The sequence below is a fragment of the Microbacterium sp. TPD7012 genome, assembly GCF_003075395.1.
In the GTDB taxonomy this organism is placed as follows: Bacteria; Actinomycetota; Actinomycetes; order Actinomycetales; family Microbacteriaceae; genus Microbacterium.
Window position 1 is genome coordinate 149,980 of the sequence record NZ_QDFV01000001.1, and the last position, 24,164, is coordinate 174,143.

A 24,164-nucleotide genomic window follows, 5' to 3' on the forward strand; every position below is an offset into this window, starting at 1 on the left:
TCAGCGAAGCTCGGGCACGACGATCTCGACGAAATCGCTGACGAGCTCGAAGTCTCTGGGGTTGAGAGTGGCGATGCGGGCGCCGATCGCGGCCGCGTGCCCCGCAAGCATGATGTCCTTGCTCCGCGCATGGCGCGGCCTCTGCCGCGCGACGCGTGCCGCGAGCCGCGCACAGCTCTCGGCGGCAAAGGTGTCGAAAGGCAGCCACTCCGCCTCGAGGGTGTCTCGAAGCCATGCCATTCGTGTGGTGCGCTCACGGCTAAGCGCTTCGGTCGCCGCGGCCTCGATACCGAACAACAACTCGGAATATGTCACTGTGCTGAAGGCGAGCGCTTCGTCGGGAAGGCTGACCCTTTCCACGTCGATGAGCACTGACGTGTCAAGAAGCAGCATGCCGGTCCCAGGGATCGCGGAAGTCTTCGGCATCGTCGTCTGCACGGATGTCGGCGAGCCAGGCTTCAGCGTCGACGGGAGGTGGGGGGCTCTGAGCGATTCGCGCCATCAGCTCGTTCGCCGGCACAGACCATCGCGGTCGGATTCGTGCGGCGAGATGTTCCTCCGCACCGCTCGTGAGGTCCTCGCCCTTCGCGACGCGCATGAGCGCTTCGCGGGCTTCGGCCTCCATGGAGCGGGAGTTGCGCCGTGCGCGCTCTTTGAGCGCGGCCACCACCTCATCGCTCAGGTTCCGGATCGTCACCGTCGCCATGCTGCACCTCCTTGACAGCACAATGCTAGCAATCCGCACCAGCCCGGAGAAGAGCTTCAGCCCTGCTGGCCGAATCGTATTCCGGCCTATTCGAACGTGCTCAGCTGCCGTCGGCGGTCATCCTTCGCGTCGGCGTACGAGCTCGGACACGACGACACCGGTCCGGAACGCGGTCGTCTCCACGGGCTCGAACCGCTCGGGTCGGTAGGGGCGGTCGCCGAACAGCGGGATGCCGTCTCCGAACAGCAGCGGCTGCCGCTTGAGGACGAGTCGGTCGATCTCTTCGGCGAGCGTGGCGGCGAGCTCCCCGCCGCCGCAGAGCCAGATCGCGCCGCCCTCCTCCTGCTTGAGCCGCTGGACCACGGCCCGCGGATCTTCGGCCGTCACCTGGAGGTTCTCACCCTCCGCCGTGCGGGTGCGGCTGAAGACGATCTGCCGGAGGTGGCGATACGGACTCGGCACTCCGCCGATCGCGTAGGTGTTCCACCCCATCAGCACGGTGTCGAACTCGGTGCGCTCCTGATGGATGCCGAGAGCGGCGGCGGCATCCGTCGGGATGGTGTCGGCGAAGCGATCGTTGATCGCGTCCATGTGGTCGCCCTCGATGAGGAACGCGTCGAATTCGCCCTGCGGTCCGGCGATGAAGCCGTCGAGGCTGACGGCGACGTAGTACACGAGTTCTCGCATGATCTCTCCATTCACAACAGCTGTCGCAGTTGAAACTACAACGGATGTAGTGATTACGCAACCGGAGCTGATCTGCCCTGCCGCTGCCGCTCGAGCAGCATCGTCAACCCCCTCGACGCGCGTGAGGGGTGCGCGTACGTTCGCCGGATGATGAGCGATCAGCGGAATCAGAAGGAGAACCCGGATGCGGTCGAAGCGGCCGAGGTGCCGGCAGGTGGCACTCCTGACGACGTCCAGGAGCTTCTCGACGAGGAGACGACGGACGAGAACGGGAAACCCCTCGAGAACCCGTCGGGAGGCTAGATCATGAACACGAACGATGCCGCACGGCAGCCTGGCGAGGCAGCATCGGATGCATCCGCCTCAAGCGGAGGAGCGGAATCCCCGGAAGAGGGCGCTGCGGCCGAAGAGGCGGCGGAGGAAGCCGTCGTCGAAGGCGAGAGTCAGGACTGAACGGAACGCCTCGCGCGCACCCCGTCGGACGCACTCAGCGCCAGGGATCGAGGCCGTGCTTGCCGATCGTCGACCCGGCTTCGAGTCGGGCGAGCACCGCGGGGCCCTCGTCGAGCGCGTGCATCTGCGCGGAGCCGGGGGTGTAGACGCCCTGCGCGATGAGATCGTCGAGCTCCGTGAGCAGATCGCGGTACGCGGCGGGCGCCGCGGCTGCCAGCGCGCCGATGTGCAGGCCGCGCAGCTGTGCGTGATGCTCGAAGATCAGCTCCTGCGTCGACACACGGGCGGGGCCCGAGGCGGAGCCGAAGATCACCACTCGTCCGGTGAAGGGCTTCGCGACCGCCAGGCTGACGCCGAGAGTCGCCTGTCCGACGGATTCGAGCACGAGGTCGACGGGTCCGACCGCGTGGAGCACCGTCTCCCCGAGATCGGGCCGTCGGCTGTCGAGGATCACGTCGGCTCCCAGCGTCCGGAGCACATCGTGCTTCGCGGATGCCGCGGATGCCACGACGCGCGCACCGTGGTGGCGGGCGAGACGGACCGCGGCCTGACCGACGCCACCCGCCGCAGCGTGGATGAGGACCGTCTCTCCCCGTTCGAGACCGCCCACGGTGCGCAACGCGGCGGACGCGGTCGCCCAGTTGAGGATCATGCCGAGGGTCTGCGCGTCGCTCCAGTCCGCGGGTACCCTGATCGATTCCGCCGCCGTCGCCACCGCGTACTCGGCGAAAGCACCCGGCCCGCTCCCGATGATGCGCGTGCCGAGAGGCAGCGGGTCTGCGACGCGAGGGCCGATCTCGACGATCTCCCCCACCGCCTCGAAGCCCGCGCGATACGGCGCCTGCGGACCGCCGCCGTAGAGCCCACGGGTCTGCGAGACGTCGGCGAAGTTCACGCCCGCGGCGCCGACCCGGATCAGATACTCACCCGGCGCGGGTCGGGGTCGGGGCACCCGCATGAGGATCAGGTCCTCGGGACCGTCGAGTGTCTGCTGAACGAGGGCACGCATGTCGGTGTGAGTGTCGCGCATGCCGCGAATCTACGAGCCTGCCACCAGTGGCAAGGTCAACCCCCGTCGACCCGGCTCTCCAACTCGTCGAGGTAGGCATCGAGAGCGTCCTCCTGCTCCCGAAGCGCGGCGATGCGCACGGAGAGGCGATCGCGATAGCGCTGCACGTCGCGCAGCAGCTCCTCGTCGGTGACGTGCTGCCCCTGCGTCTCCTGCAGCACCCGTCGGATGAGTCGCACGGGCAGGCCGGAGTCGAGCAAAGAGCGGATCGTGAGCACGCGATCCACGGTCCCTGCACAGTAGTCGCGGTATCCGCCCTCCGTGCGACCGGGCACGATCAGGCCCTGGTCCTCGTAGTACCGCAGCGATCGCGCGCTGGTGCCGCTGATCGACGCGGCCTCGGAGATCCTCATTCCTCGACCGCCCGTGCGGCCGGCACGCGGAGCGCGGGGAGCAGCACGAAGTCGACGAGCTCCGCGACCGCTTCGGCCTCGAGGGAGCGCTGACGGAGCATCACGCTGCCGAAGGCCGCGGTGGGCACGATGCCGGCGACGAGCGCCACCGGCACGTCGGCGGGAACCGTGCCGCGCTCGATCCACCGCTCGATCACGGCGACCAGTGCGGCCACCGGAGGCTCGCCGATGGTCCGGTATGCCACGTCACGCAGCTCCGGGTCGCGTCCGATCTCGCTCAGCAGGCTCGCGAGCACGTGTCCCGAGCGCTCGTCCGATCGGGCGAAGTGCATCGCGGCGGCGATCAGATCCCCGCGCAGGGTTCCGGTGTCGGGGGTCTCGGTCGTGATGTGCAGGGCGCGCACGGCGGCCACGACGAGATCGACCTTCGAGCTCCACCGTCGGTAGATCGCCGACTTGCCGCACTGGGCCCGCTGAGCGACGCCGGCGATCGTCGTTCCCGCATATCCGCTCTCGACCAGCAGATCCTGCGTGGCGAGGAGGATGCCGCGCTCGACTTCGGGATCGCGCGGACGACCCGATGCTCTCGACTCTTCGCCACTGTCCATGAGCACCCATTGTACATTCCGGGACCGGCTGGTACCGTAATGCAATAACGGGACCGTTGAGAACCGTAATACCTCCTCGGTCCATCTTCACCGACCAAGGAGCACGCCATGACCGCATCACCCACCGCCGAGCGCGTCGCATCGCGACCCCGGCTCCGTACCGCCGTCATCCTCATCACCGCCGTGATCGTCGCCGTCGCCGTGAACGCGGCCATCGCCGCCGTCGCGATCGCGGCGGGCGCACCATCGACCTACGGCCCGCTCACCCTTCCCGCCTACGGCCTCTTCACGACTCTCGGTGTCGCTGCCGGGTGGGCGGGATGGGTGCTCGTCCACCGCCGCGCCCGCGATCCACGACGCACGCTCCGAGTCCTGGTGCCGGTCCTGACGGTGCTGTCGTTCGTGCCAGACGCGCTGCTCCTCGCCTTCGGGTTCATCCCCGGCACCACCACGTCCGCGGTGGTCGCCCTGATGCTGATGCATGTGGTCGTCGTCGCCGTAGCCGTGCCGGCCTCTGCGCTCGCGATGCGGATGCCGGCGCGCACCGTCTGACCCGTGTGCACACCCTCGGGAGGTACGTTGGAGACTCCGCGCGCGGCCGTCGCGCGGGGAGCTCGACGGAGGGGAACCCGGACATGCGCACATTGGTGATCGGCGCGACAGGCAGCATCGGCGGCGTCGTCGCGTCCACTCTCGAGAACCGTGGGCATGAGGTCATCCGAGCCTCGCGGAGCTCCGACCCCTCGGTCGATGTCACCGACCCGGCATCCGTCCGTGAGCTCTTCGCCGCCGTCGGCGACCTCGACGCCGTGGTGGTCGCGGTCGGTTCCGTCGGCTTCAAGCCGCTCACCGAACTCACGCGCGACGACTTTCTCGCCGCGTTCACGAAGAAGACCCTCGCGCAGATCGACGTCCTCTCGCAGGCCCTCGCGCACGTGCGCGACGGCGGGTCGATCACGCTGACGAGCGGCGTGCTGGCCCGCGAGCCGATCGCGACCGGGGCAGCCGCGGCGATGGCGAACGGGGCCCTCGAGTCGTTCGTGCTCACGGCGGCCGCCGAGGCGCCGCGCGGCATCCGCATCAACGCCGTCTCGCCCGACGTGCTCGCGAACTCGCCCGGCTATCACGCCGCCTTCCCCGGACACCGCCCCGTGACGGACGACGAGGTGGGTACCGCCTATGTGCGCGCCGTCGAGGGCGTCATCAACGGCCGGGTCCTCGCCGTCTGACGGAAGGATCACGGGCGCACATCGTGCAGGGCGACGGCTCCGAGGCAGGGCACGGCGACGAGGTCTCCTTCGCGCAGATCCCCCGGAAGCATCGCGACCGGATGCGGCCACGACGCATCGCCGACGTCGCCGGGGATGAGCTCGATGCGCGCGCTCCTGCTGCACGAGGCGCGTCCGATGAGCCGGCATTCGCTCCACTGCGCGGTGACGCCCTCGAACCTGCAGTCGGTCAGGGCGATCCTCTTGTCCTCCTGGGTGTCCACGCGCAGCGTGATGCGGAAGACCAGCACGGTCACGTCGGTCCCGCCGGTGAGTGCGCGCTCGCGCGGTCGCCCCGGACGAGGAAGGTCCCCGGTGAGCACGGCAGGGGTGCCGCTGACCTCGGCGAGCCTGATGAGCGAGACGCCCGCGACGACGACGTCGGAGACGGTCGCCTGGGTGTGCACCGGCCAGGAGTCGACGGCGAGCGGGGACGGGATGCTCAATCGCATCGTGGGCAGGATCTCGGTGAGAGTCATGTCTCTGTCTTAGGTGCGGGACGACGCACGGGGAACGCCTCCACACGGAACCCATGCGGCCTTCCTGCGAACCGTCATCGGGTCACCGCGGGTAGGCTCGGCTCCGTGATCACTTCGCCGCAGACCCCGCCGTCGGGCTGACCGTGGAGATCATCGACAGCATCGGCGTGGTGGGTGAGGTCATCGGCTGGGTCGGCCTCATTGTCGGCCTCCCGCTGCTCCTGATCGCTCTGCTGACGCGCAGCATCCAAGGCGGCCACACCCGCATCAGGATCACCGTCCTCGAGGACCTCGAGGATCGGCCGATGGCGCTCTGGTCGGCGGGCGACCGCACGTACACGAGAGCGCTGACGCCCTCGGAGACACGCCACCTCGCCGACACCGCGGAGCCGTTCGGCTACGTCGCCGACCGCGATCCCGAGCGTCTGCGCCTCGAAGCCCGGTCCCCCTTCGAGCGGGCCTGCATGACGATCTCGTTCGTGATGCTCGGAGCGGCCGTCATCGGCTTCGCCGCATCGTTCCTTCCCGTCTTCTGGAACTAGGTCGAGCGCCGCAGCGTCGGCCCGACGACAGCGGCCGAGTCCGGCAGCAGCAGCAGCGTTCCGGCATCCGCCACGACCGGTGCGGTCGAGATCAGCACCGCGGCATCCGCCGCGAGTCCGAACTCCGCCGACCCGCTCGAGAGATTGACCAGCACCGCGAGCCCACCGCGGTCGATCCGGTACACGCGATGCGCAGGGGAGCCGTCGGACTCCTGCACGGACACTTCGGTGCGTGACGCATCGGGATCCGTCAGCTCCGGGCGCTCCCGCCGCAGCGCCGCGAGCTCCCGATACAGGGCGAGCAGCCGCGCGTGGGCGGGTTCCGCGAGCTCGCGCCACTCGAGGTGCGAGCGCTCGAACGTCGCCGGGTCCTGCGGGTCGGGCACGGCATCCGTGTCCCAGTCCATCTTCGCGAACTCGGCCTTGCGCCCCTCCGACACGGCGCGGCCGAGCTCGGGCTCGGGATGCGAGGTGAAGAACTGCCAGGGCGTCGAGGCGCCCCATTCCTCGCCCATGAACAGCATGGGTGTGCCGGGCGCGGTCAGGGTGAGCACCGCGGCGACCGCGAGCCGCTCGGCCGAGAGCGTCGCGGACAGGCGGTCGCCCGCAGCGCGATTGCCGATCTGGTCGTGATCCTGCGCGAACGTGACCAGACGCCAGGACGGGACCTCCCGCGGTATCGGCGAGCCGTGCGGGCGCCCGCGGAACGACGAGAAGGTGCCGTCGTGGAAGAACCCACCCTCCGAGACCTTGGCGACGGCATCCTCCGCGGCGAAGTCGGCGTAGTACCCGGCGGTCTCTCCCGTGAGGGCGACGTGCACGGCGTGATGCCAGTCGTCGGACCACTGGGCCGTGAGTCCGTAGCCGCCGGCCTCTCGAGGAAGGATCAGGGTCGGGTCGTTCAGATCCGACTCCGCGATGAGGCTGAGCGGACGATCGAGCTGCGTCGAGAGAGCGTCGACGCGCTCCGCGAGCTCGCGCAGGATGTGCACCGGCTGCTCGTCGTGCAGGGCGTGCACGGCATCCAGCCGCAGACCGTCGACGTGGAGGTCGCGCAGCCACATCAGCGCGTTGTCGACGATGTACTCGCGCACGGCCCGCTCGTCGAGATCGACCGAGTCGCCCCAGCCGGTGTCGTCGCCCGACCGGAGATACGGACCGAACTCGGGCAGGTAGTTCCCGCTCGGGCCCAGATGGTTGTAGACCACGTCCTGGATCACCGCGAGTCCGCACGCATGCGCCGCATCCACGAACCGCTGGTACGCCCGCGGACCGCCGTACCCCTCGTGCACCGCGTACCAGAGCACGCCGTCGTAGCCCCAGTTCCAGACGCCGTTGAAGGCGTTGACCGGCAGCAGCTCCACGTGCGTCACGCCGAGGTCGACGAGGTGACCGAGGCGTCCGATCGCCGCGTCGAGCGTGCCCTCCGACGTGAAGGTGCCGAGATGCAGCTCGTAGATCAGTCCGCCCGCGAGCTGCCGACCGGTCCACGCGTGATCCGTCCAGGCGAAGTCCGCCGGGTCGAATGCCGCTGACGGGCCGTGCACCCCCTCGGGTTGCCGTCGCGAACGCGGATCGGGGCGCAGCTGCTCGCCGTCGTCGATCAGGAAGCCGTATCGGTCGCCGTCGGCGAGAGCGAGATCGATGCCCCACCAGCCCTCCGCCCGGGCATCCAGCTCCCGCTCCTCGATCGTCGCGCCGTCGCCGTCGAGCAGCCGCACCCGCATCCGTCGTGCGCGCGGAGCCCAGACCTCGATCACCGTGCGAGTCCGATCACCGGGCGTCCTCGATCAACGCCACCGGGTACGTCGCCAGGAGGTCTGCGAGACGTACGGGTCCCCGCTCGATCCGTCGCCCGGTCAGTACGTCCGTCCCCGGGACGTCGGCGCGCATCAGGACGGTGTCGCCCCAGCCGCCGCGCCGGGCCAGCCCGACCGGGAGGCGCGTCGCCACCGCGGTCACACCTCCGCGATGGACGGCGACGCCGTGCTCGGCGGCGGCGCCCTCGATCACCGCGGAGCGATAGACGCGGAAGAGCTCGGGGTTGTCGCGACGCAGGCGCAGGGCGCGCGACGTGACGAGCAGCTTCGCCCTGCCCGAGTCGTCGACCGGAGGAAGGATGCCGCGCGCCGCGTCAGCGTCGACCTCCTTCAGCAGTCGTGCCCGAGCGGCGAAGTCGACCGCGCGGCGGTTGTCCGGGTCGACGAGCGACAGGTCCCACAGCTCGCTGCCCTGGTAGACGTCGGGGACCCCGGGGCCGGTGAGCTGCAGCAGCTTGGCGGACAGCGAGTTCGAGCGCCCGGCATCCGTGATCTCGGCGACGAAGCGGTCGAGGATGCCGCGGGCGTCGCCCTCGACCGACCGCGCGATCACAGCGAGACCTTCCTCGAAGGCGGCATCCGGATGCTGCCATGCGGTCGACTCCGACGCCTCGCGCGCGGCCTTCGTGGCGTACTCCAGGAGCCGCTCCGACGAGAGCGGCCAGGCGCCGACGGCGGCCTGCCAGATCAGGGCGTCGAGCGGACCATGCCCGGTGCCGGCGACCTCGCGGAGCTCGTCGAGCACCTCGGCCCAGCGCTCGGGGATCTCGGACAGCACCGTGAGCCTGGCCCGCACATCCTCCGAGCGCTTCGTGTCGTGCGTCGAGAGCGTCGTCATCGAATGCGGCCACGCGGCCAGACGAGCCGCCTGCGCCTCGTGGAAGTCGTCGACCGACAGCGCGGTGATCGACGGATCGGCACCGACCTCGGTCAGCGTCCCCAGACGCGTGCACCGGTAGAAGGCCGTGTCCTCCACTCCCTTCGCCATGACCGCCCCGCTCGTCTGCGGGAAGCGCTGCGCGACCTCCAGCGACGGATCCGCGAGCAGCGGCTCCAGCTCGTCGAACGCCTCCGCGAGATCCGGGCGCCGCCGTCGGGCCTCCGCGAACGCATGCTGCAGGTGCGCGATGCCGTCGGGCAGGTACGAGCGGTAGACCGGGAAGCAGGCGAGCAGCTCGGCGAGAGCATCCTCCGCGTGCACGACGCCGTGCGGGAGCGTGCGGACCAGGCGATGCACCTCCGAAGCGAGCAGCTCGTCGGCGATCATCCGCTTGGTGGTGTGGATGAGGTCCGGCCACGGCTGCGCCTCGGGCAAACCGGTCTCCGCGCGGAGGCGTGCATCGAGCCGATCGAGCGCCTCGACCCCGTCGCGGTCGACGAGCACCCGGTCGAGCTCCGCGAGCGCGTCGTACCCGGTGGTCCCGTCGGTGCGCCACCAGGACGGCAGGGGCTCGCCCGGCTCGAGGATCTTCTCGACCAGCGTGTACACCCCGCCCGTGGCATCCGCCAGCTGCTCGAGGTAGCCACCCGGATCCGCCAGTCCGTCGGGGTGATCCACGCGGATGCCGTCGGCGAGGCCGTCGCGCACCCACCGCACGATCTCCCGGTGGGACTCCGCGAACACGTCGGGCAGCTCCACCCGGATGGCGGCGAGCTCGACCACCGCGAAGAAGCGCCGGTAGTTGAGCGCGGTGTTCTGGTCCTGCCAGAACCGCAGCTCGTAGTGCTGGGCGGCGAGGAGCGCGGGGAGGTCGTCGGCGTGCTCTCCCGACCCCGGGGCCAGCGGCAGCACGTGGTCGTAGTACGTCAGGGTGCCGTCCGGTGCGTCGTCGGCGGGGGAGGCGTCGACCACGAGCTCGCCGTTCGCGACGACTTCGTCGGGCGCGGCGCCCAGGATCGGCAGGAGCAGCCTCCCGCCTCCGGCCGGCCAGTCGATGTCGAACGCGACCGCGTGCCGCGATGCGCGTCCGAGTCGCAGCACATCCCACCACCAGCTGTTCAGCCGCGGCTTCGCGACGCCGACGTGGTTCGGCACGATGTCGACCAGGATGCCGAGCCCGGCGGCGCGGGCGGCGGCAGCGAAGCGCTCCAGCCCCTCGGCCCCGCCGCGATCGGGGTCGACGCGGGAGTGGTCGACGACGTCGTACCCGTGGTTCGAGCCCGGCACCGCGGCGAGGAGCGGCGACAGATATGCCCAGCCCGCGCCGAGATCGGCGAGGTACTCGGTGACGGCGGCCGCATCGTCGAGCGGGAACCGATCACTGATCTGCAGTCGATACGTCGAGAGGGGCCGCTGTGTCATGAGGTCGCCTGCTCCGCTCTCGGCGCGGGTGCCACGCCGTCCGCCTGATCGTTCTGCATCCGGAGGGACGCGTCCACCGAGTCGTCCGTCGACGGCTCCGGACCGTCGACCTCCTGCAGCACGAGGAGCGCCTTCGCCTCGATCGTCAGCTGCGTGCCGGCCGCATGGTCCGATCCGTCGGCCATCTCGCCGGCCGTGTCGACGGCCACGTGCCAGTGCTCGCCGTGGCGCTCGTCCGGGAGCACGATGTCGACGGGCTCGTCGCCGCTGTTGAAGTAGACGATGAAGTTGACGTCGGTGACCGCCCGGCCGCGCAGATCCTTCTCGCGGATGCCCTGGCCGTTGAGGAACATGCCCACCAGGCGGCCGAAGCCGGAGTCCCAGTCGGCGGGCGCCATCGGGCTGCCGTCGGGACGCAGCCAGACCACGTCGGCGATGCGCTCGTCGTCGAGTTCCACCGGACGGCCGTTGAAGAACCGGCTGCGCCGGAACGTCGGATGCCGGCGGCGGAGGCGGGCGACGGCGGCCGTGAACTCGACGAGAGGAAGATCGGCCGACTCCCAGTCGATCCAGGTCGTCTCGTTGTCCTGGGCGTAGCCGTTGTTGTTGCCCCGCTGGGTGCGTCCGAGCTCGTCGCCGTGCGAGATCATCGGCACGCCCTGGGACAGCAGCAGCGTGGCGAGGAAGTTGCGCTGCTGGCGGGCCCGTCGACGGTTCACGGCCTCGTCGTCCGTCGGACCCTCGACGCCCATGTTGTCGGAGCGGTTGTGGCTCTCGCCGTCGTTGTTGCTCTCGCCGTTGGCCTCGTTGTGCTTCTCGTTGTAGGAGACGAGGTCGCGCAGGGTGAAGCCGTCGTGCGCGGTGACGAAGTTGATCGACGCGACCGGGCGGCGCCCCGAGTGCTCGTAGAGGTCGGCCGAACCGGTCAGGCGCGACGCGAACTCGCCGAGAGCCTGTGGCTCTCCGCGCCAGAAGTCCCGGACCGTGTCGCGGTACTTGCCGTTCCACTCCGTCCACTGGGGCGGGAAGTTGCCGACCTGGTATCCGCCGGGGCCGACGTCCCACGGCTCCGCGATGAGCTTGACCTGCGAGACCACCGGATCCTGCTGCACGAGCTCGAAGAACGTCGACAGGCGGTCCACGTCGTAGAACTCGCGCGCCAGCGTCGACGCGAGGTCGAAGCGGAAGCCGTCGACGTGCATCTCCGTCACCCAGTAGCGGAGCGAGTCCATCAGGAGCTGCAGTGCGTGCGGGCTGCCCGCGTTGAGGCTGTTCCCCGTGCCCGTGTAGTCCGTGTAATAGCGCTTGTCCTTCTCGAGGCGGTAGTACGCCTCGTTGTCGATGCCGCGCATCGAGAGGGTCGGACCCAGGTGGTTGCCCTCGGCCGTGTGGTTGTAGACGACGTCGAGGATGACCTCGATCCCGGCGGCATGCAGGGCGCGGACCATGGCCCGGAACTCCTGCACCTGCTGCCCGTGCTCGCCGCTGGACGAGTAGCCGCTGTGCGGTGCGAAGAAGCCGAGCGTGTTGTAGCCCCAGTAGTTCGACAGTCCCTTGTCCTCGAGGACCGAGTCGTCGACGAACTGATGCACCGGCATGAGCTCGAGAGCGGTCACTCCGAGGCGGCCGAGGTGCTCGATGACTGCGGGGTGCGCGATGCCGGCGTAGGTGCCGCGGAGCTCCTCCGGCACGTCGGGGTGTCGGACCGTCAGCCCCTTGACGTGCGCCTCGTAGATGACGGTCTGCGCGTAGGGCGTCTTCGGCAGGCGGTCGCCGGCCCACTCGAAGAACGGGTTGATGACGACGCCCTTCACCATGGATGCCGCCGAGTCGTCGTCATTCCGGGAATCGGGGTCGCCGAAGTCGTATCCGAAGGGGGCCTGTCCCCATTCGATCCGGCCGGAGACGGCCTTGGCGTACGGGTCGAGGAGGAGCTTGTTCGGGTTGAAGCGCTTGCCCTCGGCGGGGGCGAAGGGACCGTGCACCCGGTACCCGTAGAGCTGCCCCGGCTGCACCGAGGGGAGGTAGCCGTGCCAGACGAAGGCGTCGACCTCGGTGAGCGTCACACGCTGCTCGCCGCCGTCGTCGTCGAAGAGGCACAGCTCCACTTTCTCCGCGCCCTCGCTGAACAGCGCGAAGTTCGTTCCCTGTCCGTCGAAGGTCGCTCCGAGGGGGTATGCCGATCCAGGCCAGATCTCGTGACTCATGGGGCGAGCTTAGGCCGCCGCGACGTGGCGGCCCGCTCTGCGACGATCTGCACCGCGCGGTCGAAGTCGAGAACCTGCGCGATCTCCTCTGCCAGCGCATAGGGGTGGCCCAGGTAGCAGACGAAGACGGGGGAGACGACCTCGACGTAGCCGATGGGGCCGTCCTGGCTCACGACGTAGCGGTCGAAGTCGAACAGCTCGGCCGTGGGCGTCGCCGGGCGCTGCTGCTCATTCGACGGGACCGGCTCGTGCGCGGCGCGCACTTCGGAGCCGGAGGGGACGGGGGTTCTGACGGACATGAGACCTCCTGACTCGGGATGTTCCTCACGGTAGAAGGGCTCGGCGATTCTGAGAACGGCATTGCCAGGAGGCCGGGAACCCGCTACGGACACACCGATATACCGGTTTCGCCCGCGGCATCCGGCTCCTACACTGAGGAAAACGCACCATCTTCGACGATCGGAGAACGCTGTGTCTGCACCGTGGCAGGTCTCGCGCGACGCGCTGCCCCACGCATCGCGGCTGCTCATCGAGCGCGCTCACGAGGAGATGCTGGCGGGGAACCTCGACGATCGCCGCCTGCAGGAGGTGCGCCCCCTCGTACGGGAGTCGTGGGAGAGATCCTGGCGGGGGAGGGTGGGGCCGGAAGGCCCGCCGCCTCTCGACCTGCACACCGAGGAGCTCGAGGACTATCGGCTCGCGCATCCGCTCGCCTCGGCGATGGACATGATCCGCGCCCTGCTGCTGCCGGACACCGAGGAGGACTCGGGCGTCATCATCGCGATCGGCGACAAGGCGGGACGGCTGCTCTGGATCGAGGGAGACCGGCAGCTGCGGTCGCTCACCGACGACATGGGGTTCGTGGCGGGAGCGAACTGGTCGGAGGATGCCGTCGGCACGAGCGCCCCCGGAACCGCGCTCGCGCTCGGGCAGTCGGTGCAGATCCGCGGAGCCGAGCACTACAACCGCCTCGTGCATCCGTGGTCGTGCACGGCCGCTCCGGTGCGCGACCCCGAGACGCAGCGCGTGCTCGGCGTGATCGACATCACGGGCGGCTCCGAGGTCGTGTCCCCGCAGGCGCGCCTGCTCGTCGACGCCACGGCGCGCGCCGTCGAGTCCGAGCTGATGGTCACGCGCCTCCGGGAGCGCAGCGAGACCGCCCGGCAGCGTCCGACGCCGGTGAGAGCCCGCACGCTGAAGACCGCCAGGGCGACGCTGCACGTGCTGGGCAGGGATCGCGCACGGCTGGAGACCGAATCCGAGCACGACGAGTCGATGATCGAGCTCAGCGCCCGGCACGCGGCCATCCTGCTCATGCTCGCCGTGCACCGCCAGGGCCTCTCCGCCGAGCGGCTCTGCGAGCTGGTGTACGGCCCCGGCGTCTCTCCTGACACCCTGCGACCCGAGATGGTGCGCCTGCGCAAGGTGCTCGAGCGCACGGCCCCCGATCTGGTGCCGGAGTCGCGGCCGTATCGACTGCCGGTGGCGCTCGAGACCGACGCGCACGACGTGCTCTCGCTGCTCGACCGCGGCGCGCACCGGGTCGCGCTCACCGCGTATCGCGGTCCCGTGCTCCCCGAGTCGACGTCGCCCGGCGTGGAGGAGTTCCGCGAGTCCGTTCGCGGCGCGCTCCGCGAGGTCATGCTCTCGGAGGCCAGCCTCGACGTGCTGCTGGCCTACGCCGAGATCCCCGAAGGGCAGGGCGACGCCGAGGCGCTGCGGCTCGCGCTCGAGATGCTCCCGGCGCGCTCGCCGAAGCGCGCAGCGCTGGTCGCCCGGATCGAGCGCCTCGACCGCGGCTGACCGCGGTCGGGGCCTCGCGGTCTCAGCCCTGGTCGAGCACTTCGCGGAGCCTGACGGCGAAGGCCTCGGGCTGACCGGCGTAGCCGAACTCGCCGCCCAGGAAGCCGCCGTGGTGGCTCGGGAAGACCGTCGCCTCCTGGCCGAGCTGCTCCGCCAACGCGATCGCGGTGCGGCCGGTGTAGACCTTCTTCGACTCCTCGCCCACCGCGATGACGACCCGGGTCGGCGACGCCTTCAGCGCCTCGATGTCCGGCTCGTACAGGCACACCGCCCAGGATCGCTTCGACAGCAGCGGATCCTCTCTGGTGCCGTCGTCCTCGGTCGGCATCCCGAACGCCGCCGGGTCCGGTGCCGGCTGCGCGAAGTACTCGTCCGTGACCTCGCCCTCCCACGAGGTCATCGCGATGAACGCGGCCATCCCGGCTCCCCAGCCCTTGTCCTGATAGACCTGGGTGTACGCCGCGCGCGCTCGCTGGACGGCTTCGGCATCCGGCAGCACGCTGTCGATCGGCGGTTCGTGGGCGACCAGGGTCACGACATCGTGCGGGTACGCCGTGACGAGTGCCAGGGCGGCCACCGCCCCGCCGCTGCTCGCGAACAGGTCAACGGGGCCGGCACCGAGCGCCTCGATGAGAGCGTGGAGGTCCTCGGCCTGGGTCTCGGGCTCGTTCGTCACCCCGCCGTCCTTGCGGATGCTCCGGCCCAGACCACGAGGATCGTAGGTGATGACCGTCCGGTCCTCGAACAGCCTCACCTGGTCGCGGAAGCCGCTCGCGTCCATGGGCTGGCCGATCATCAGCAGCGGGGGATGAGCGTCTGTCGCCGGGAGAGGGCCGTGGACGTCGTAGACCAGGTCGACATCCGGGAGATCGAGCGTGTGCTGCGTCATTGAGGGCCTCCTCCATCGCGGGCGATCTCCCAGGATGCTATGTCGTCGGAGCAGCGGCGCACCAGGGCCCCTGCCGGAGTCGGAGGGCACTGCAACCCCCTGCAACGTTGCGCACCGGGGTGCAACGTCCTGCGACGTAGCTTCGTGACAACAGCCGCCGCACCGAAGCGCGGCCCGTCGAAGGAGTCACGATGACCATCGTCGAAGAAGACGTGTCCACCGCCTACGCGGCCCCGGGACGACCGGGCGCCCTCGCGAACTACCGTGCCCGCTACGGCCACTACATCGGCGGCGAGTTCGTCGATCCCGTCAAGGGCCAGTACTTCGAGAACGTCAGCCCGGTCAACGGCAAGCCCTTCACCGAGGTCGGCCGCGGCACGAGCGAGGACATCGACCGCGCGGTCGATGTCGCCTGGAAGGCGTTCGCGAGCTGGGGCAAGACCAGCCCGGCCGAGCGCTCCGTGATCCTGAACAGGATCGCCGACCGCATCGAGCAGCACCTCGAGGAGATCGCCGTCGCCGAGACCTGGGAGAACGGCAAGCCGGTGCGCGAGACCCTCGCCGCCGACATCCCGCTCGCGGTCGATCACTTCCGCTACTTCGCCGGAGTGCTGCGGGCGCAGGAGGGGGGCATCAGCCAGCTCGACGAGAACACCGTGGCGTACCACTTCCACGAGCCGCTCGGCGTGGTCGGCCAGATCATCCCCTGGAACTTCCCGATCCTCATGGCGGTGTGGAAGCTCGCGCCCGCGCTCGCCGCGGGCAACTGCGTCGTCATCAAGCCGGCCGAGCAGACTCCGGCATCCCTCCTCTTCCTCTTCGACATCATCGGCGACCTGCTTCCGGCCGGCGTCGTGAACATCGTCAACGGGTTCGGGATCGAGGCGGGCGCCCCGCTCGCGCAGCACAAGCGCATCCGCAAGGTCGCCTTCACCGGCGAGACCACCACCGGCCGCCTGATCATGCAGTACGCCTCGCAGAACCTCATCCCGGTGACGCTCGAACTCGGAGGCAAGAGCCCGAACGTCTTCTTCGAAGACGTCGCGCGCTCGACCGCCGACCCCTTCTACGACAAGGCGCTCGAGGGGTTCACGATGTTCGCGCTGAACCAGGGCGAGGTCTGCACCTGCCCGTCACGCGCGCTCATCCAGCGGTCGATCTACGACGGCTTCCTCTCCGACGGCCTGGAGCGGGTGAAGAAGGTCGTGCAGGGCAACCCGCTGGACCCGGCGACGATGATCGGCGCGCAGGCGTCGAACGACCAGCTGGAGAAGATCCTCAGCTACATCGACATCGGGAAGCAGGGCGGCGCGCGTCTGCTCACCGGCGGCGAGCGGGTCGATCTCGGCGGCGATCTCAGCGAGGGCTACTACGTCGCGCCGACCGTGTTCGAGGGCACGAACGACATGCGCATCTTCCAGGAGGAGATCTTCGGGCCCGTGCTGTCGGTCACCTCGTTCGACGACTTCGACGATGCGATCTCGATCGCCAACGACACCCTCTACGGTCTGGGCGCCGGTGTCTGGAGCCGCAACGGAGACACCGCCTATCGCGCCGGCCGCGCGATCGAGGCGGGCCGCGTCTGGACGAACACCTACCACCAGTACCCGGCGCACGCCGCGTTCGGCGGATACAAGCAGTCGGGCGTGGGACGCGAGAACCACAAGATGATGCTCGACCACTACCAGCAGACGAAGAACCTCCTCGTCTCGTACGCGGAAGGCCCGATGGGCTTCTTCTGAGCTCGATCCGATGGGCCGCTGAGCGAGCGGGGCGTTTCGTCTCGCTCCGCTCGCTCAACGACCGACCTCGAAAGGCACGGACATGGTCACCATCGGCACGTACCAGCGGGTGGACGTGACGGATGCCGCGGCATCCCTCGTGCGCGAGCTCAGCGCGCAGCACGGTCCGCTGATGTTCCATCAGTCCGGCGGATGCTGCGACGGCTCGTCGCCCATGTGCTACCCCGTCGGCATGTTCATCACGGGACCGGGCGACGTCCTCCTCGGTGCCCTCGACGTCGGACTCGAGGGCCCGGTCGAAGTGTTCATGTCGGGGTCGCAGTTCGAGTACTGGAAGTACACGCACCTGACGATCGATGTGGTGCCCGGACGCGGTGCCGGCTTCAGCGTCGAGGGGCCCACGGGCATGCGGTTCCTCATCCGATCGCGCATGCTGAACGAGGCGGAGCTGGAGTACTTCGGCCTCACCCCCTGATGCCGGAAGAGACACGCGTGATCCGCAGACCGCATGCGGGTGCATGGACGCAACCCGTTGCAACCTGCCCCGGTATACCATTCACGTATGCGCCGAGCAGCGTCAGTCCCCAGCTGACCGCGGGCGCGGACGGCGCAAGCCGTCATGCGGAGGGAGAGTCGATCTTCTTTCGATCCCGAGGGGGGATGGGGTGGGAGTTCGGTCCCCAGCCGACACCCACCCCCACACTCCCCCTCCGTGTCTCCGGTGCGTCCGGCCGCCTCAGTTCAGCCGGCTCCAGAACCAGAAGAGGGCGAACCCGATCACGACCACGATCGGCAGCCATGTCGTGCTGCGCTTCAGCCGGCGCCCCTGCGGCGCGACGCCCGGCGGAGGCGTGAGCAGACCGACCGGCGGGGCGAACGGCAGCGGCGCGCTCATCGCCGGAGAAGGGACGGATGCCGTCGCCGCGACGGCACCCGCGCTCTCGGCGAGCAGGCGCTCGTCACGCCACCGCGCCCACTGATCGAACTTCGTCAGCAGCGCGCCGACCGCACCGAACAACCACGCCCAGGTGGGGGGGTCGAGCGTCGACACCTTGCGCTGCGTGTAGAGGAACAGCCAGTCGTCCACGATCTCGACATCGAGCTGGGCGGCGTTGTCGATGAACCTCGCCATGATGTCGGGCGTGAACAGATAGAGCGCGTCGCGCTCGTACCCCGTGGGGCAGTACAGCGTGAAATACCGGTCGAAGTCGCCCTCGAGCGATAGGCGCTGCTCCTTCTGGAACGACGCGGGCAGGTTCGATCCGAAGCTGTTGTTGCCGTTCGCGTCGAGCACGATGTTCGGCAGCGGCACGTCGAGCTTCACGGCCACGTATCCCCAGCGATAGGTCGTCGAGTTCTTCCCCGACTGCACCGTGTACTGGTAGTTGCCGAACTCGACGAAACGGGGGTGCGTGCCGCGGACGAGGTCGGTCGACTGACGGGAGCGGCCGAGGCTGAAGATCATGCCGGGCAGCGGGGGATCGGCGATCCTCGCCTCGTACGACATGCCGTTCGCCTGGGCGAAGCGGCTCAGCCGGTACCGCGTCGCCTGCCCGTTGCGCACGCCGAGCCAGATCATCAGGACCACCGCGATCAGCACCAGGCCGATGAGCACCAGGGGGACCGCCGCGATCCCGGACGACCCGCTCGCGGACGCCAGGCTGAGGATGATCGTCACGAAGATCGGCAGCACCACGACGCCGGCGACCGACACGGCCACGATGCCGATGATGGTCGACGTCGAGACGGTCGTCGACTGCCGCGCCCGCAGCTCGGCGGTGAACGCCCGGACGGCTGCGGCATCGACCGGATCGGTGAGCGGTCGGGCGTCGAACGTGATCGGGGGCTGCGGCGCTGTCATCGGTTCACCCGGTCGGCGTCCCAGGTCAGGTCGGTGCCCTCGGGGATCTGCGCCGCCTCGAGACGGTCGTCGGCGCAGATCTCGCGGATCAGGGCATCCGGACCCGCCACGATCGTCGAGTCGAAGTCGATCTCGGACACCATCACCCACGCGCGGTCCTCCGGCCAGAGGATGCTGGGGCTCAGGGCAGAGGGCGGGAAGCCGTCCCCTTCGCCCGCGGTCCCTGAGCCTGTCGAAGGGTCGCGCCACGGCACCTCCCGCACCCACCCCGAGTCGGCGAACAGGCGCGGCGGCGCGGAGAACAGCACATGGTCGCGGTCGGGCAGCGAGAGACGCGGTCCCTCGGAGACCTCGCGCGAGAGGATGCCGTCCTGCCAGGTGGGCTTGCGGAAGACGTTGTTGAACGGATCCCGCGTGCTGCGGTTCAGCATCGCCTGGTGGTTCGGATCGTCGGTGAAGGGGAGGAACGTCTGCGACGGCGTCTCGCCGAAGAAGCCGAGCAGACCGCCGTAGCCCTCCCAGAGCGCGGCGAATCCGGCATCCGGCGTGCTCGTGTGAGCGACGAGGTGCCCGGCGATCGCGGCCAGCATCTCGGCACCGAGCCCGCCCTCGATCGGTGCGCTGAACTCGCGGCCGTCGGGGGAGATGCGGGCGCGCCAGTCCTCGCCATCCGGGGTGCGGACGATCCGCCGCCACTGCGCGAAGGGATGCATGGTCGTGCCGAAGGCCGCGGCGGTCTCGGCCCACGTCGCGGGCTCGTCGACGAACTGCTCGAGGAGGCGCTGCCGCTCGGCATCCGGGAGGCCCTCCCACTCGACGGGCGACGGCACGGGGCGATCCGGCAGCGACCGCACGATCGCGGGATGGACGACCCGGGCATACGCGGGGAAGCCGTGCGGGACGACGCCGTGCATGGTCGAGTGGCCGTCGTCGAGGCGCTCGCGGAGCCATGCTCCGATGCTCGTGTCTGCGATCCACTCCATGCGACCACGGTACCGGCGTTACGGTAAGAGGCGTGCTGCTGACAGTCCACGATCTCGGGGGAGATCCCGCATGGTGAATCAGGTTCAGGTCGCTCCGGGCGAGCGCGTCTTCCGGCGGCATCCGCTGCGCATCCTCCTCGGCGCCATCCTGCTCGCCGCGGCGCTGTCGGCGGCGACGCTCTTCCTCCTCCCACGGTTCCTCCCGCGGACGATGAACATCTCGACCCGCGGGACCATCGTGCTCGTGGTGGCGATCGCCCTGACCGCGGCGGTCTTCGTCGGTGCCTTCTGGTTCCGGAACATCCGGGTCGTCGTGCGTCCCGACAGCGTCGAGATCGGTCGCGCGGGAAACCGTGAGGCGTTCCCGCGGGCGACGACCGCCTTCCGGTCGAAGGTCACCGAACACCGCACGAACGGCCTGCCCAGCGGCACGACACGGGCGCTCGTGGTGTACAGCGGTGACCGGGAGATCACCATCGAGCTGCCCGGGTTCACGAGGGCGACGTTCAGCGAGCTCATGGCCGAGCTCAACCCGATCGCGCCGCCTCCCGTCGCCGACCCGGTCGAGGCCGCTCGCGCACGCGCCCACCTGCCCACGACGTTCACGATCGACGCCACAGGGGAGCGTCGGCTGGCCGCACGGCTCACGATCGGCGCTGTCGCCTTCTTCGCCGTCGCGCTCGGCTTCGGCCTCCTCGCCGCCGTGCCCGGCTTCCTCGAGAGCGAGGCGTCGGCACTGGTGCTGATCGTCCCGATGGCCGCCGTCGCCGGGATCGGCTTCACGATCGGTGCGCTGCAGCGTCGCCGTGTCGCGCGCGGGATCCCCGAGCGCGTGACGGTGAGTCCGCACGGCATCCGCCTCGACGATGCCGATCAGCCGTACGGGCAGCTCACCCGCATCTGGATGACGCCGCCGGCGTACCCCGTCCGACGGATCCGGTTCGAACGTGCGGGCGGCGCGCGCAGCACCCGTCTGCTCTCGTCGTCGCGCGTCGCGATCACCCCGGACTACGCCGACCTCCTCCAGGCGGTGCGGGCGCAGACCGCGCATCTGCCCGGCCTCCTGTCCCTGGACCTCGAGTGACCGCGGAGACAGCGCGAGGACTCGCGCCCGACTATCCGGTGCGCACCGAACGGCTGCTGCTTCGACCGATCGCGCCCGGCGACGCCGCGGCGATGCACGTCTACAAGTCGGATCCGGATGCCGTGCGCTACGTGCCGTACGAGCCGCTGTCGCTCGCCGAGGTCGAAGAGCGCATCGGGACCACCTGGTCGCGCACGCGCTTCGCCGAACCGGGCGACGCGGTCTGCCTGGCCGTCGAGGAGCAGGAGACCGGCGCCCTGCTCGGCGACGTCGTGCTGTTCTGGCGCAGCGAGACGGATCGCGCGGGAGAGGTCGGCTACATCTTCGACCCCCGGTTCGCCGGTCGCGGATATGCCACCGAGGCGGTCGATGCGCTGCTCGCCCTGGGGTTCGACGGACTGGGCCTGCACCGCATCGCGGCGCGGATCGACGACCGGAACACGCCGTCCGTCGGCGTCGTCGAACGGCTCGGATTCCGCCGTGAGGCACGGCTCGTCGAGAGCGAGTGGTTCAAGGGCGAATGGACCACGATGCTCGTCTACGCGCAGCTCGAAGACGAGTGGCGCGGGAGGAGCGGCGCGGCCTCGGCCTGACGGCATCCCCCATAATCGAGGGGTGACTGCCACTGCAACGCTCCCTTCCCTCGACGGCCGCCGATTCCGGATGGTGTCGTCGACGACCTCGGCCGTCGACCCCGATGCGCCGAGCGTCTTCGAGTACTTCGAACGCGACGGAGCGATCTGGGGCGGGTATGAGGGCGACACGGTCACGTTCGGCAAGTTCGTCGGAACCCGCACGGGCGACACCATCTGGGTGTCCTTCGTGCACGTCCTCGTCGCGGACGGCAGCGTCGTGACAGGAGACGGCGAGAGCGAGCTGGAGCTCACCGACGACGGCCGCATCCGCCTCGTCGAGCACTACGAGATGCACGGGCTCCCGCAGCTCAGCGTGTGCGAGGAGATCGCGGACTGACCTAGCGCGGGGGCAGCGCGTCGCGGCCGGGTGAGGCCGGGGTCCAGCGAGTCATCCCGAGCGGCACCTCCAGGCTGCGCTCGGGCAGATCCGCAGGCAGCAGGTACGGCCGCCGGATCACCTCGTCGAGCACGACGACGCTGACGACCGTGCGCACCTCGGGCAGCTGCGCGATCACTCCGGTGGAGAACTCGTGCACACCGCTGACGTCGACGGCCCGGATCAGCAGCATCGCATCGTGCTCGCCCGTCGTGATCGCGCACCACTCGACATCGGGCATCTCGAGCACGCGGTCGCGGAACGACGCCCAGGCCTGGGGGAGGACCGTGACGAACACGAGGGCGCCGATCGAGAGGCCGGCTTTGGCCTGATCGACCCGGGCGCTGAACCCGGTGATGACCCCGTCGTGCACGAGCGACTCGACCCGCGTGTACGCATTCGCCCTCGAGATGCCCACCTTGTCGGCGAGTGCGGCGATCGAGACGCGACCGTTATCACGGAGCACATCGAGGATTCTGTACGCGGTCTCGTCCAATGGGGCGGCACTTCGTCCAGAATGCTTCGACTGTTCCGCATCCTTGCTGGACATATTGCTCCTCACGAGGGACGTTCTGGACAGAGCGTGTCGGTGCGACCCACCCTTGCTGGACACATCGTCGCATATGATGCGAATCTGATCACCGGTCGTCCACATCTGGGTCGACCACACCCGAATGTACTCCTCGCCTCTGGAGGCTCTCATGTCGTCACGTCGCAGCACGTCAGTCATCGCGATCGGAGCGGTCGCGCTCCTCGCGCTCGCCGGTTGCTCGGGAGGCAACTCCGCCAATAACGGCGACCAGTCCTCGGGCTCGGATTCGCTCGTCATCGACACCGCGTTCTCGATCGAGACGGCCGACCCGGGGCACACCTACGACCCGACCGGCAACATGATCGCGAAGGCCCTGTACGAGACCCTCGTCGACTTCGAGGGCTCGGATGTCTCGACCCCCGTCCCCGGTCTCGCGTCGTGGGAGCAGAACGCCGCCGCGACGGAGTTCACCTTCACGCTCGAGGGCGACCGCGTCTTCTCCGACGGTTCGCCGATCGAGGCGAAGGACGTCGTCTTCACGCTGCAGCGCATCCAGGGCATGACCGAGGCCAAGCCGAACTTCCTCCTCGGCGGCCTCACCATCACCGAGGTCGACGACAAGACGATCTCGTTCGTCTCCGAGACCCCGCTCCTGCAGCTGCCCGCGATCCTCGCGAACCCTGCGCTCGGCATCGTCAACTCCGACGTCGTGATCGAGAACGGCGGCACCACCGACGGCGCCGACTCGGCACAGGGCTTCCTCGACGGCGAGTCCGCCGGCTCCGGGCCCTTCGTGCTCGACACCCTCGACCTCAGCTCGCAGGTCGTGCTGACGAAGAACGACGAGTACAACGGCGACGAGGAGTCGGCCTACTCCCGCGTCGTCGTCCGCAACGTCTCGGAGAGCGCCACGCAGCTCGCCAACCTCAAGGGCGGCGACTCGATGGTCGCGATGGACCTGAACGGCGACCAGGTCGCCGGTCTCGGCGACGACCTGACGGTCGAGTCCGTTCCCTCGGGCCAGACGATCTTCCTGCTGCTCAACCAGTCGGATGCCGTCGCCGGTGAGCTCGCGAACGTGAAGATCGCCGAGGCGATCCGGTACTCACTCGACTACGACGCCCTGCTCGAGCTGGCGGGTGCCGGCGCGGTCCAGGCGAGCGGCGTCATCCCGCCCGGATTCGAGGGCGCTCTCGACTCCGGCGTGAAGCAGGACCTCGACAAGGCCAAGGCCGCGCTCGCCGAGGCCGGTTACACGGGTCAGACGCTGAAGCTGCAGTTCCCGAACGACTACCCGGTCGGCGGCGTGGAGTTCACGCCGCTCGCCGAGCGCATCCAGGCGCAGCTCGAGGAGGCCGGCATCACGGTCGAACTCGCTCCCGCACCGTTCGCCACCGAGCTCGACGCCTACGTGAACGGCACCGAGGGCTTCGGCCTCTGGTTCTGGGGCCCGGACTACGCGGACTCCGCGAACTTCCTCCCCTTCGCCCCGGGTCTCAAGGTCGGCCTGCGCGCGGGCTGGGCCGCCGAGGCCAACCCGGAGATCGCCGGGATCGCCGCGGGTGCCGCCAGCGCGACCGATGAGGCTGTGCGTGCCGACGCCTTCACCTCGTTCGCCGAGGCGATGCAGGCCGAGGGCCCGTTCGTCCCGCTGATCGTCCCCGGCCGCAACATCGCGACCGCGGGCGACGTGGCCGGTGCCGTGTACAACTCCGTCTGGGAGATGGACATCGCCGAGATCACCCCGGCCGGCTGAGCGGGATCC

The 24,164-nt window shown here is 69.5% G+C and carries 27 protein-coding genes; 12 read left to right on the forward strand and 15 right to left on the reverse strand.

The features are described from left to right. From DC434_RS00715 to DC434_RS00725, 3 genes are all read right to left on the reverse strand, one after another. Entirely contained in the window at nucleotides 1-393 is a 393-nt protein-coding gene (locus DC434_RS00715) for a PIN domain-containing protein (RefSeq protein ID WP_116633364.1), read from the reverse strand. After that, nucleotides 380-706 (reverse strand): plasmid stabilization protein, encoded by a 327-nt coding sequence (locus DC434_RS00720; RefSeq protein WP_116633365.1) that lies wholly within the window; start codon nucleotides 704-706, stop codon nucleotides 380-382. Before DC434_RS00720 ends, DC434_RS00715 begins: the two co-directional genes overlap by 14 nt. 117 nt (nucleotides 707-823) lie before the next feature. Then, nucleotides 824-1,393 carry a dihydrofolate reductase family protein gene (locus tag DC434_RS00725; RefSeq protein ID WP_116633366.1) on the reverse strand — a complete coding sequence of 190 codons (570 nt, stop codon included), beginning with the start codon at nucleotides 1,391-1,393 and terminating at the stop codon, nucleotides 824-826. 147 nt (nucleotides 1,394-1,540) lie between these two features. Between DC434_RS00725 and DC434_RS20035 the strand changes: the two genes are divergently transcribed. Next, on the forward strand, nucleotides 1,541-1,696 hold the full coding sequence (locus DC434_RS20035) for a hypothetical protein (RefSeq protein ID WP_165807950.1): 156 nt from the start codon (nucleotides 1,541-1,543) through the stop codon (nucleotides 1,694-1,696). 3 nt (nucleotides 1,697-1,699) lie between these two features. Beyond that, nucleotides 1,700-1,846, forward strand: a complete 147-nt coding sequence (locus tag DC434_RS00730; RefSeq protein ID WP_207769861.1) for a hypothetical protein — start codon at nucleotides 1,700-1,702, stop codon at nucleotides 1,844-1,846. Nucleotides 1,847-1,880: 34 nt separating this feature from the next. On the opposite strand, the gene DC434_RS00735 is transcribed toward DC434_RS00730, so the two are convergent. From DC434_RS00735 to DC434_RS00745, 3 genes are read right to left on the reverse strand one after another with little or no spacing between them, the layout of a single operon-like run. Further along, on the reverse strand, nucleotides 1,881-2,876 hold the full coding sequence (locus DC434_RS00735) for a zinc-binding dehydrogenase (protein WP_207769862.1): 996 nt from the start codon (nucleotides 2,874-2,876) through the stop codon (nucleotides 1,881-1,883). A 35-nt stretch (nucleotides 2,877-2,911) separates the two neighbouring features. After that, complete coding sequence (locus DC434_RS00740) at nucleotides 2,912-3,268, reverse strand: MerR family transcriptional regulator (RefSeq protein ID WP_116633367.1); 357 nt, start codon at nucleotides 3,266-3,268, stop codon at nucleotides 2,912-2,914. Beyond that, entirely contained in the window at nucleotides 3,265-3,876 is a 612-nt protein-coding gene (locus DC434_RS00745) for a TetR/AcrR family transcriptional regulator (RefSeq protein ID WP_116633368.1), read from the reverse strand. Before DC434_RS00745 ends, DC434_RS00740 begins: the two co-directional genes overlap by 4 nt. Nucleotides 3,877-3,984: 108 nt before the next feature. On the opposite strand from DC434_RS00745, the gene DC434_RS00750 reads away from it, so the two are divergent. Continuing rightward, a complete protein-coding gene (locus DC434_RS00750; RefSeq protein ID WP_116633369.1) occupies nucleotides 3,985-4,428 on the forward strand; it encodes a DUF6069 family protein in 444 nt (147 codons plus the stop codon). An 83-nt stretch (nucleotides 4,429-4,511) separates the two neighbouring features. Continuing rightward, a complete protein-coding gene (locus DC434_RS00755) occupies nucleotides 4,512-5,105 on the forward strand; it encodes a short chain dehydrogenase (RefSeq protein ID WP_116633370.1) in 594 nt (197 codons plus the stop codon). 8 nt (nucleotides 5,106-5,113) lie between these two features. On the opposite strand, the gene DC434_RS00760 is transcribed toward DC434_RS00755, so the two are convergent. Further along, on the reverse strand, nucleotides 5,114-5,623 hold the full coding sequence (locus DC434_RS00760; RefSeq protein WP_116633371.1) for a hypothetical protein: 510 nt from the start codon (nucleotides 5,621-5,623) through the stop codon (nucleotides 5,114-5,116). Nucleotides 5,624-5,766: 143 nt separating this feature from the next. On the opposite strand from DC434_RS00760, the gene DC434_RS00765 reads away from it, so the two are divergent. Further along, nucleotides 5,767-6,165, forward strand: coding sequence for a hypothetical protein (locus tag DC434_RS00765; protein WP_116633372.1), 399 nt, complete (start codon nucleotides 5,767-5,769; stop codon nucleotides 6,163-6,165). Here the strand turns inward: DC434_RS00765 and treZ are convergent. The 4 genes from treZ to DC434_RS00785 are packed head-to-tail and all read right to left on the reverse strand — an operon-like array spanning nucleotide 6,162 to nucleotide 12,793. Continuing rightward, entirely contained in the window at nucleotides 6,162-7,925 is a 1,764-nt protein-coding gene (gene treZ / locus DC434_RS00770; protein ID WP_116633373.1) for a malto-oligosyltrehalose trehalohydrolase, read from the reverse strand. The two genes, DC434_RS00765 and treZ, sit on opposite strands and share 4 nt — an antisense overlap. Before the next feature lie 13 nt (nucleotides 7,926-7,938). Beyond that, the gene (gene treY / locus DC434_RS00775; RefSeq protein ID WP_116633374.1) at nucleotides 7,939-10,287 is read right to left on the reverse strand and encodes a malto-oligosyltrehalose synthase; all 2,349 of its coding nucleotides are present in this window, start codon (nucleotides 10,285-10,287) and stop codon (nucleotides 7,939-7,941) included. Continuing rightward, on the reverse strand, nucleotides 10,284-12,494 hold the full coding sequence (glgX, locus tag DC434_RS00780) for a glycogen debranching protein GlgX (protein WP_116633375.1): 2,211 nt from the start codon (nucleotides 12,492-12,494) through the stop codon (nucleotides 10,284-10,286). The genes treY and glgX overlap by 4 nt, the downstream gene beginning before the upstream one ends. After that, entirely contained in the window at nucleotides 12,491-12,793 is a 303-nt protein-coding gene (locus DC434_RS00785) for a hypothetical protein (RefSeq protein ID WP_116633376.1), read from the reverse strand. The genes glgX and DC434_RS00785 overlap by 4 nt, the downstream gene beginning before the upstream one ends. Before the next feature lie 172 nt (nucleotides 12,794-12,965). Between DC434_RS00785 and DC434_RS00790 the strand changes: the two genes are divergently transcribed. Next, complete coding sequence (locus DC434_RS00790; RefSeq protein WP_116633377.1) at nucleotides 12,966-14,297, forward strand: GAF domain-containing protein; 1,332 nt, start codon at nucleotides 12,966-12,968, stop codon at nucleotides 14,295-14,297. 22 nt (nucleotides 14,298-14,319) lie between these two features. On the opposite strand, the gene DC434_RS00795 is transcribed toward DC434_RS00790, so the two are convergent. Further along, the gene (locus DC434_RS00795) at nucleotides 14,320-15,186 is read right to left on the reverse strand and encodes an alpha/beta hydrolase (protein ID WP_116633378.1); all 867 of its coding nucleotides are present in this window, start codon (nucleotides 15,184-15,186) and stop codon (nucleotides 14,320-14,322) included. Between the two features lie 191 nt (nucleotides 15,187-15,377). Between DC434_RS00795 and DC434_RS00800 the strand changes: the two genes are divergently transcribed. Both DC434_RS00800 and DC434_RS00805 read left to right on the forward strand, forming a co-directional pair. Further along, entirely contained in the window at nucleotides 15,378-16,928 is a 1,551-nt protein-coding gene (locus DC434_RS00800) for an aldehyde dehydrogenase family protein (RefSeq protein WP_116633379.1), read from the forward strand. A gap of 82 nt (nucleotides 16,929-17,010) precedes the next feature. Next, nucleotides 17,011-17,403: a DUF779 domain-containing protein gene (locus DC434_RS00805; protein WP_116633380.1), complete on the forward strand. Its 393-nt coding sequence runs from the start codon at nucleotides 17,011-17,013 to the stop codon at nucleotides 17,401-17,403. Between the two features lie 261 nt (nucleotides 17,404-17,664). Here the strand turns inward: DC434_RS00805 and DC434_RS00810 are convergent, their stop codons facing one another. Together DC434_RS00810 and DC434_RS00815 are read right to left on the reverse strand one after the other, a co-directional pair. Further along, a complete protein-coding gene (locus DC434_RS00810; RefSeq protein WP_116633381.1) occupies nucleotides 17,665-18,789 on the reverse strand; it encodes a hypothetical protein in 1,125 nt (374 codons plus the stop codon). Further along, nucleotides 18,786-19,772, reverse strand: coding sequence for a hypothetical protein (locus DC434_RS00815; protein WP_116633382.1), 987 nt, complete (start codon nucleotides 19,770-19,772; stop codon nucleotides 18,786-18,788). The genes DC434_RS00810 and DC434_RS00815 overlap by 4 nt, the downstream gene beginning before the upstream one ends. A gap of 70 nt (nucleotides 19,773-19,842) precedes the next feature. Between DC434_RS00815 and DC434_RS00820 the strand changes: the two genes are divergently transcribed. Genes DC434_RS00820 through DC434_RS00830 form a run of 3 tightly spaced genes read left to right on the forward strand, consistent with a single transcriptional unit; the run spans nucleotide 19,843 to nucleotide 21,828 of the window. Further along, nucleotides 19,843-20,856: a hypothetical protein gene (locus tag DC434_RS00820; protein WP_116633383.1), complete on the forward strand. Its 1,014-nt coding sequence runs from the start codon at nucleotides 19,843-19,845 to the stop codon at nucleotides 20,854-20,856. Then, nucleotides 20,853-21,449, forward strand: coding sequence for a GNAT family N-acetyltransferase (locus DC434_RS00825; RefSeq protein WP_116633384.1), 597 nt, complete (start codon nucleotides 20,853-20,855; stop codon nucleotides 21,447-21,449). Before DC434_RS00820 ends, DC434_RS00825 begins: the two co-directional genes overlap by 4 nt. Before the next feature lie 22 nt (nucleotides 21,450-21,471). Next, nucleotides 21,472-21,828, forward strand: coding sequence for a hypothetical protein (locus DC434_RS00830; RefSeq protein ID WP_243408740.1), 357 nt, complete (start codon nucleotides 21,472-21,474; stop codon nucleotides 21,826-21,828). 1 nt (nucleotide 21,829) lies between these two features. Here the strand turns inward: DC434_RS00830 and DC434_RS00835 are convergent, their stop codons facing one another. Further along, a complete protein-coding gene (locus DC434_RS00835; RefSeq protein WP_279303198.1) occupies nucleotides 21,830-22,417 on the reverse strand; it encodes an Lrp/AsnC family transcriptional regulator in 588 nt (195 codons plus the stop codon). 151 nt (nucleotides 22,418-22,568) lie between these two features. Here DC434_RS00835 and DC434_RS00840 point away from each other — a divergent pair, with 151 nt between their 5' ends. Then, nucleotides 22,569-24,155, forward strand: coding sequence for an ABC transporter substrate-binding protein (locus tag DC434_RS00840; protein ID WP_116633387.1), 1,587 nt, complete (start codon nucleotides 22,569-22,571; stop codon nucleotides 24,153-24,155). The last annotated feature ends 9 nt before the right edge of the window (nucleotides 24,156-24,164 follow it).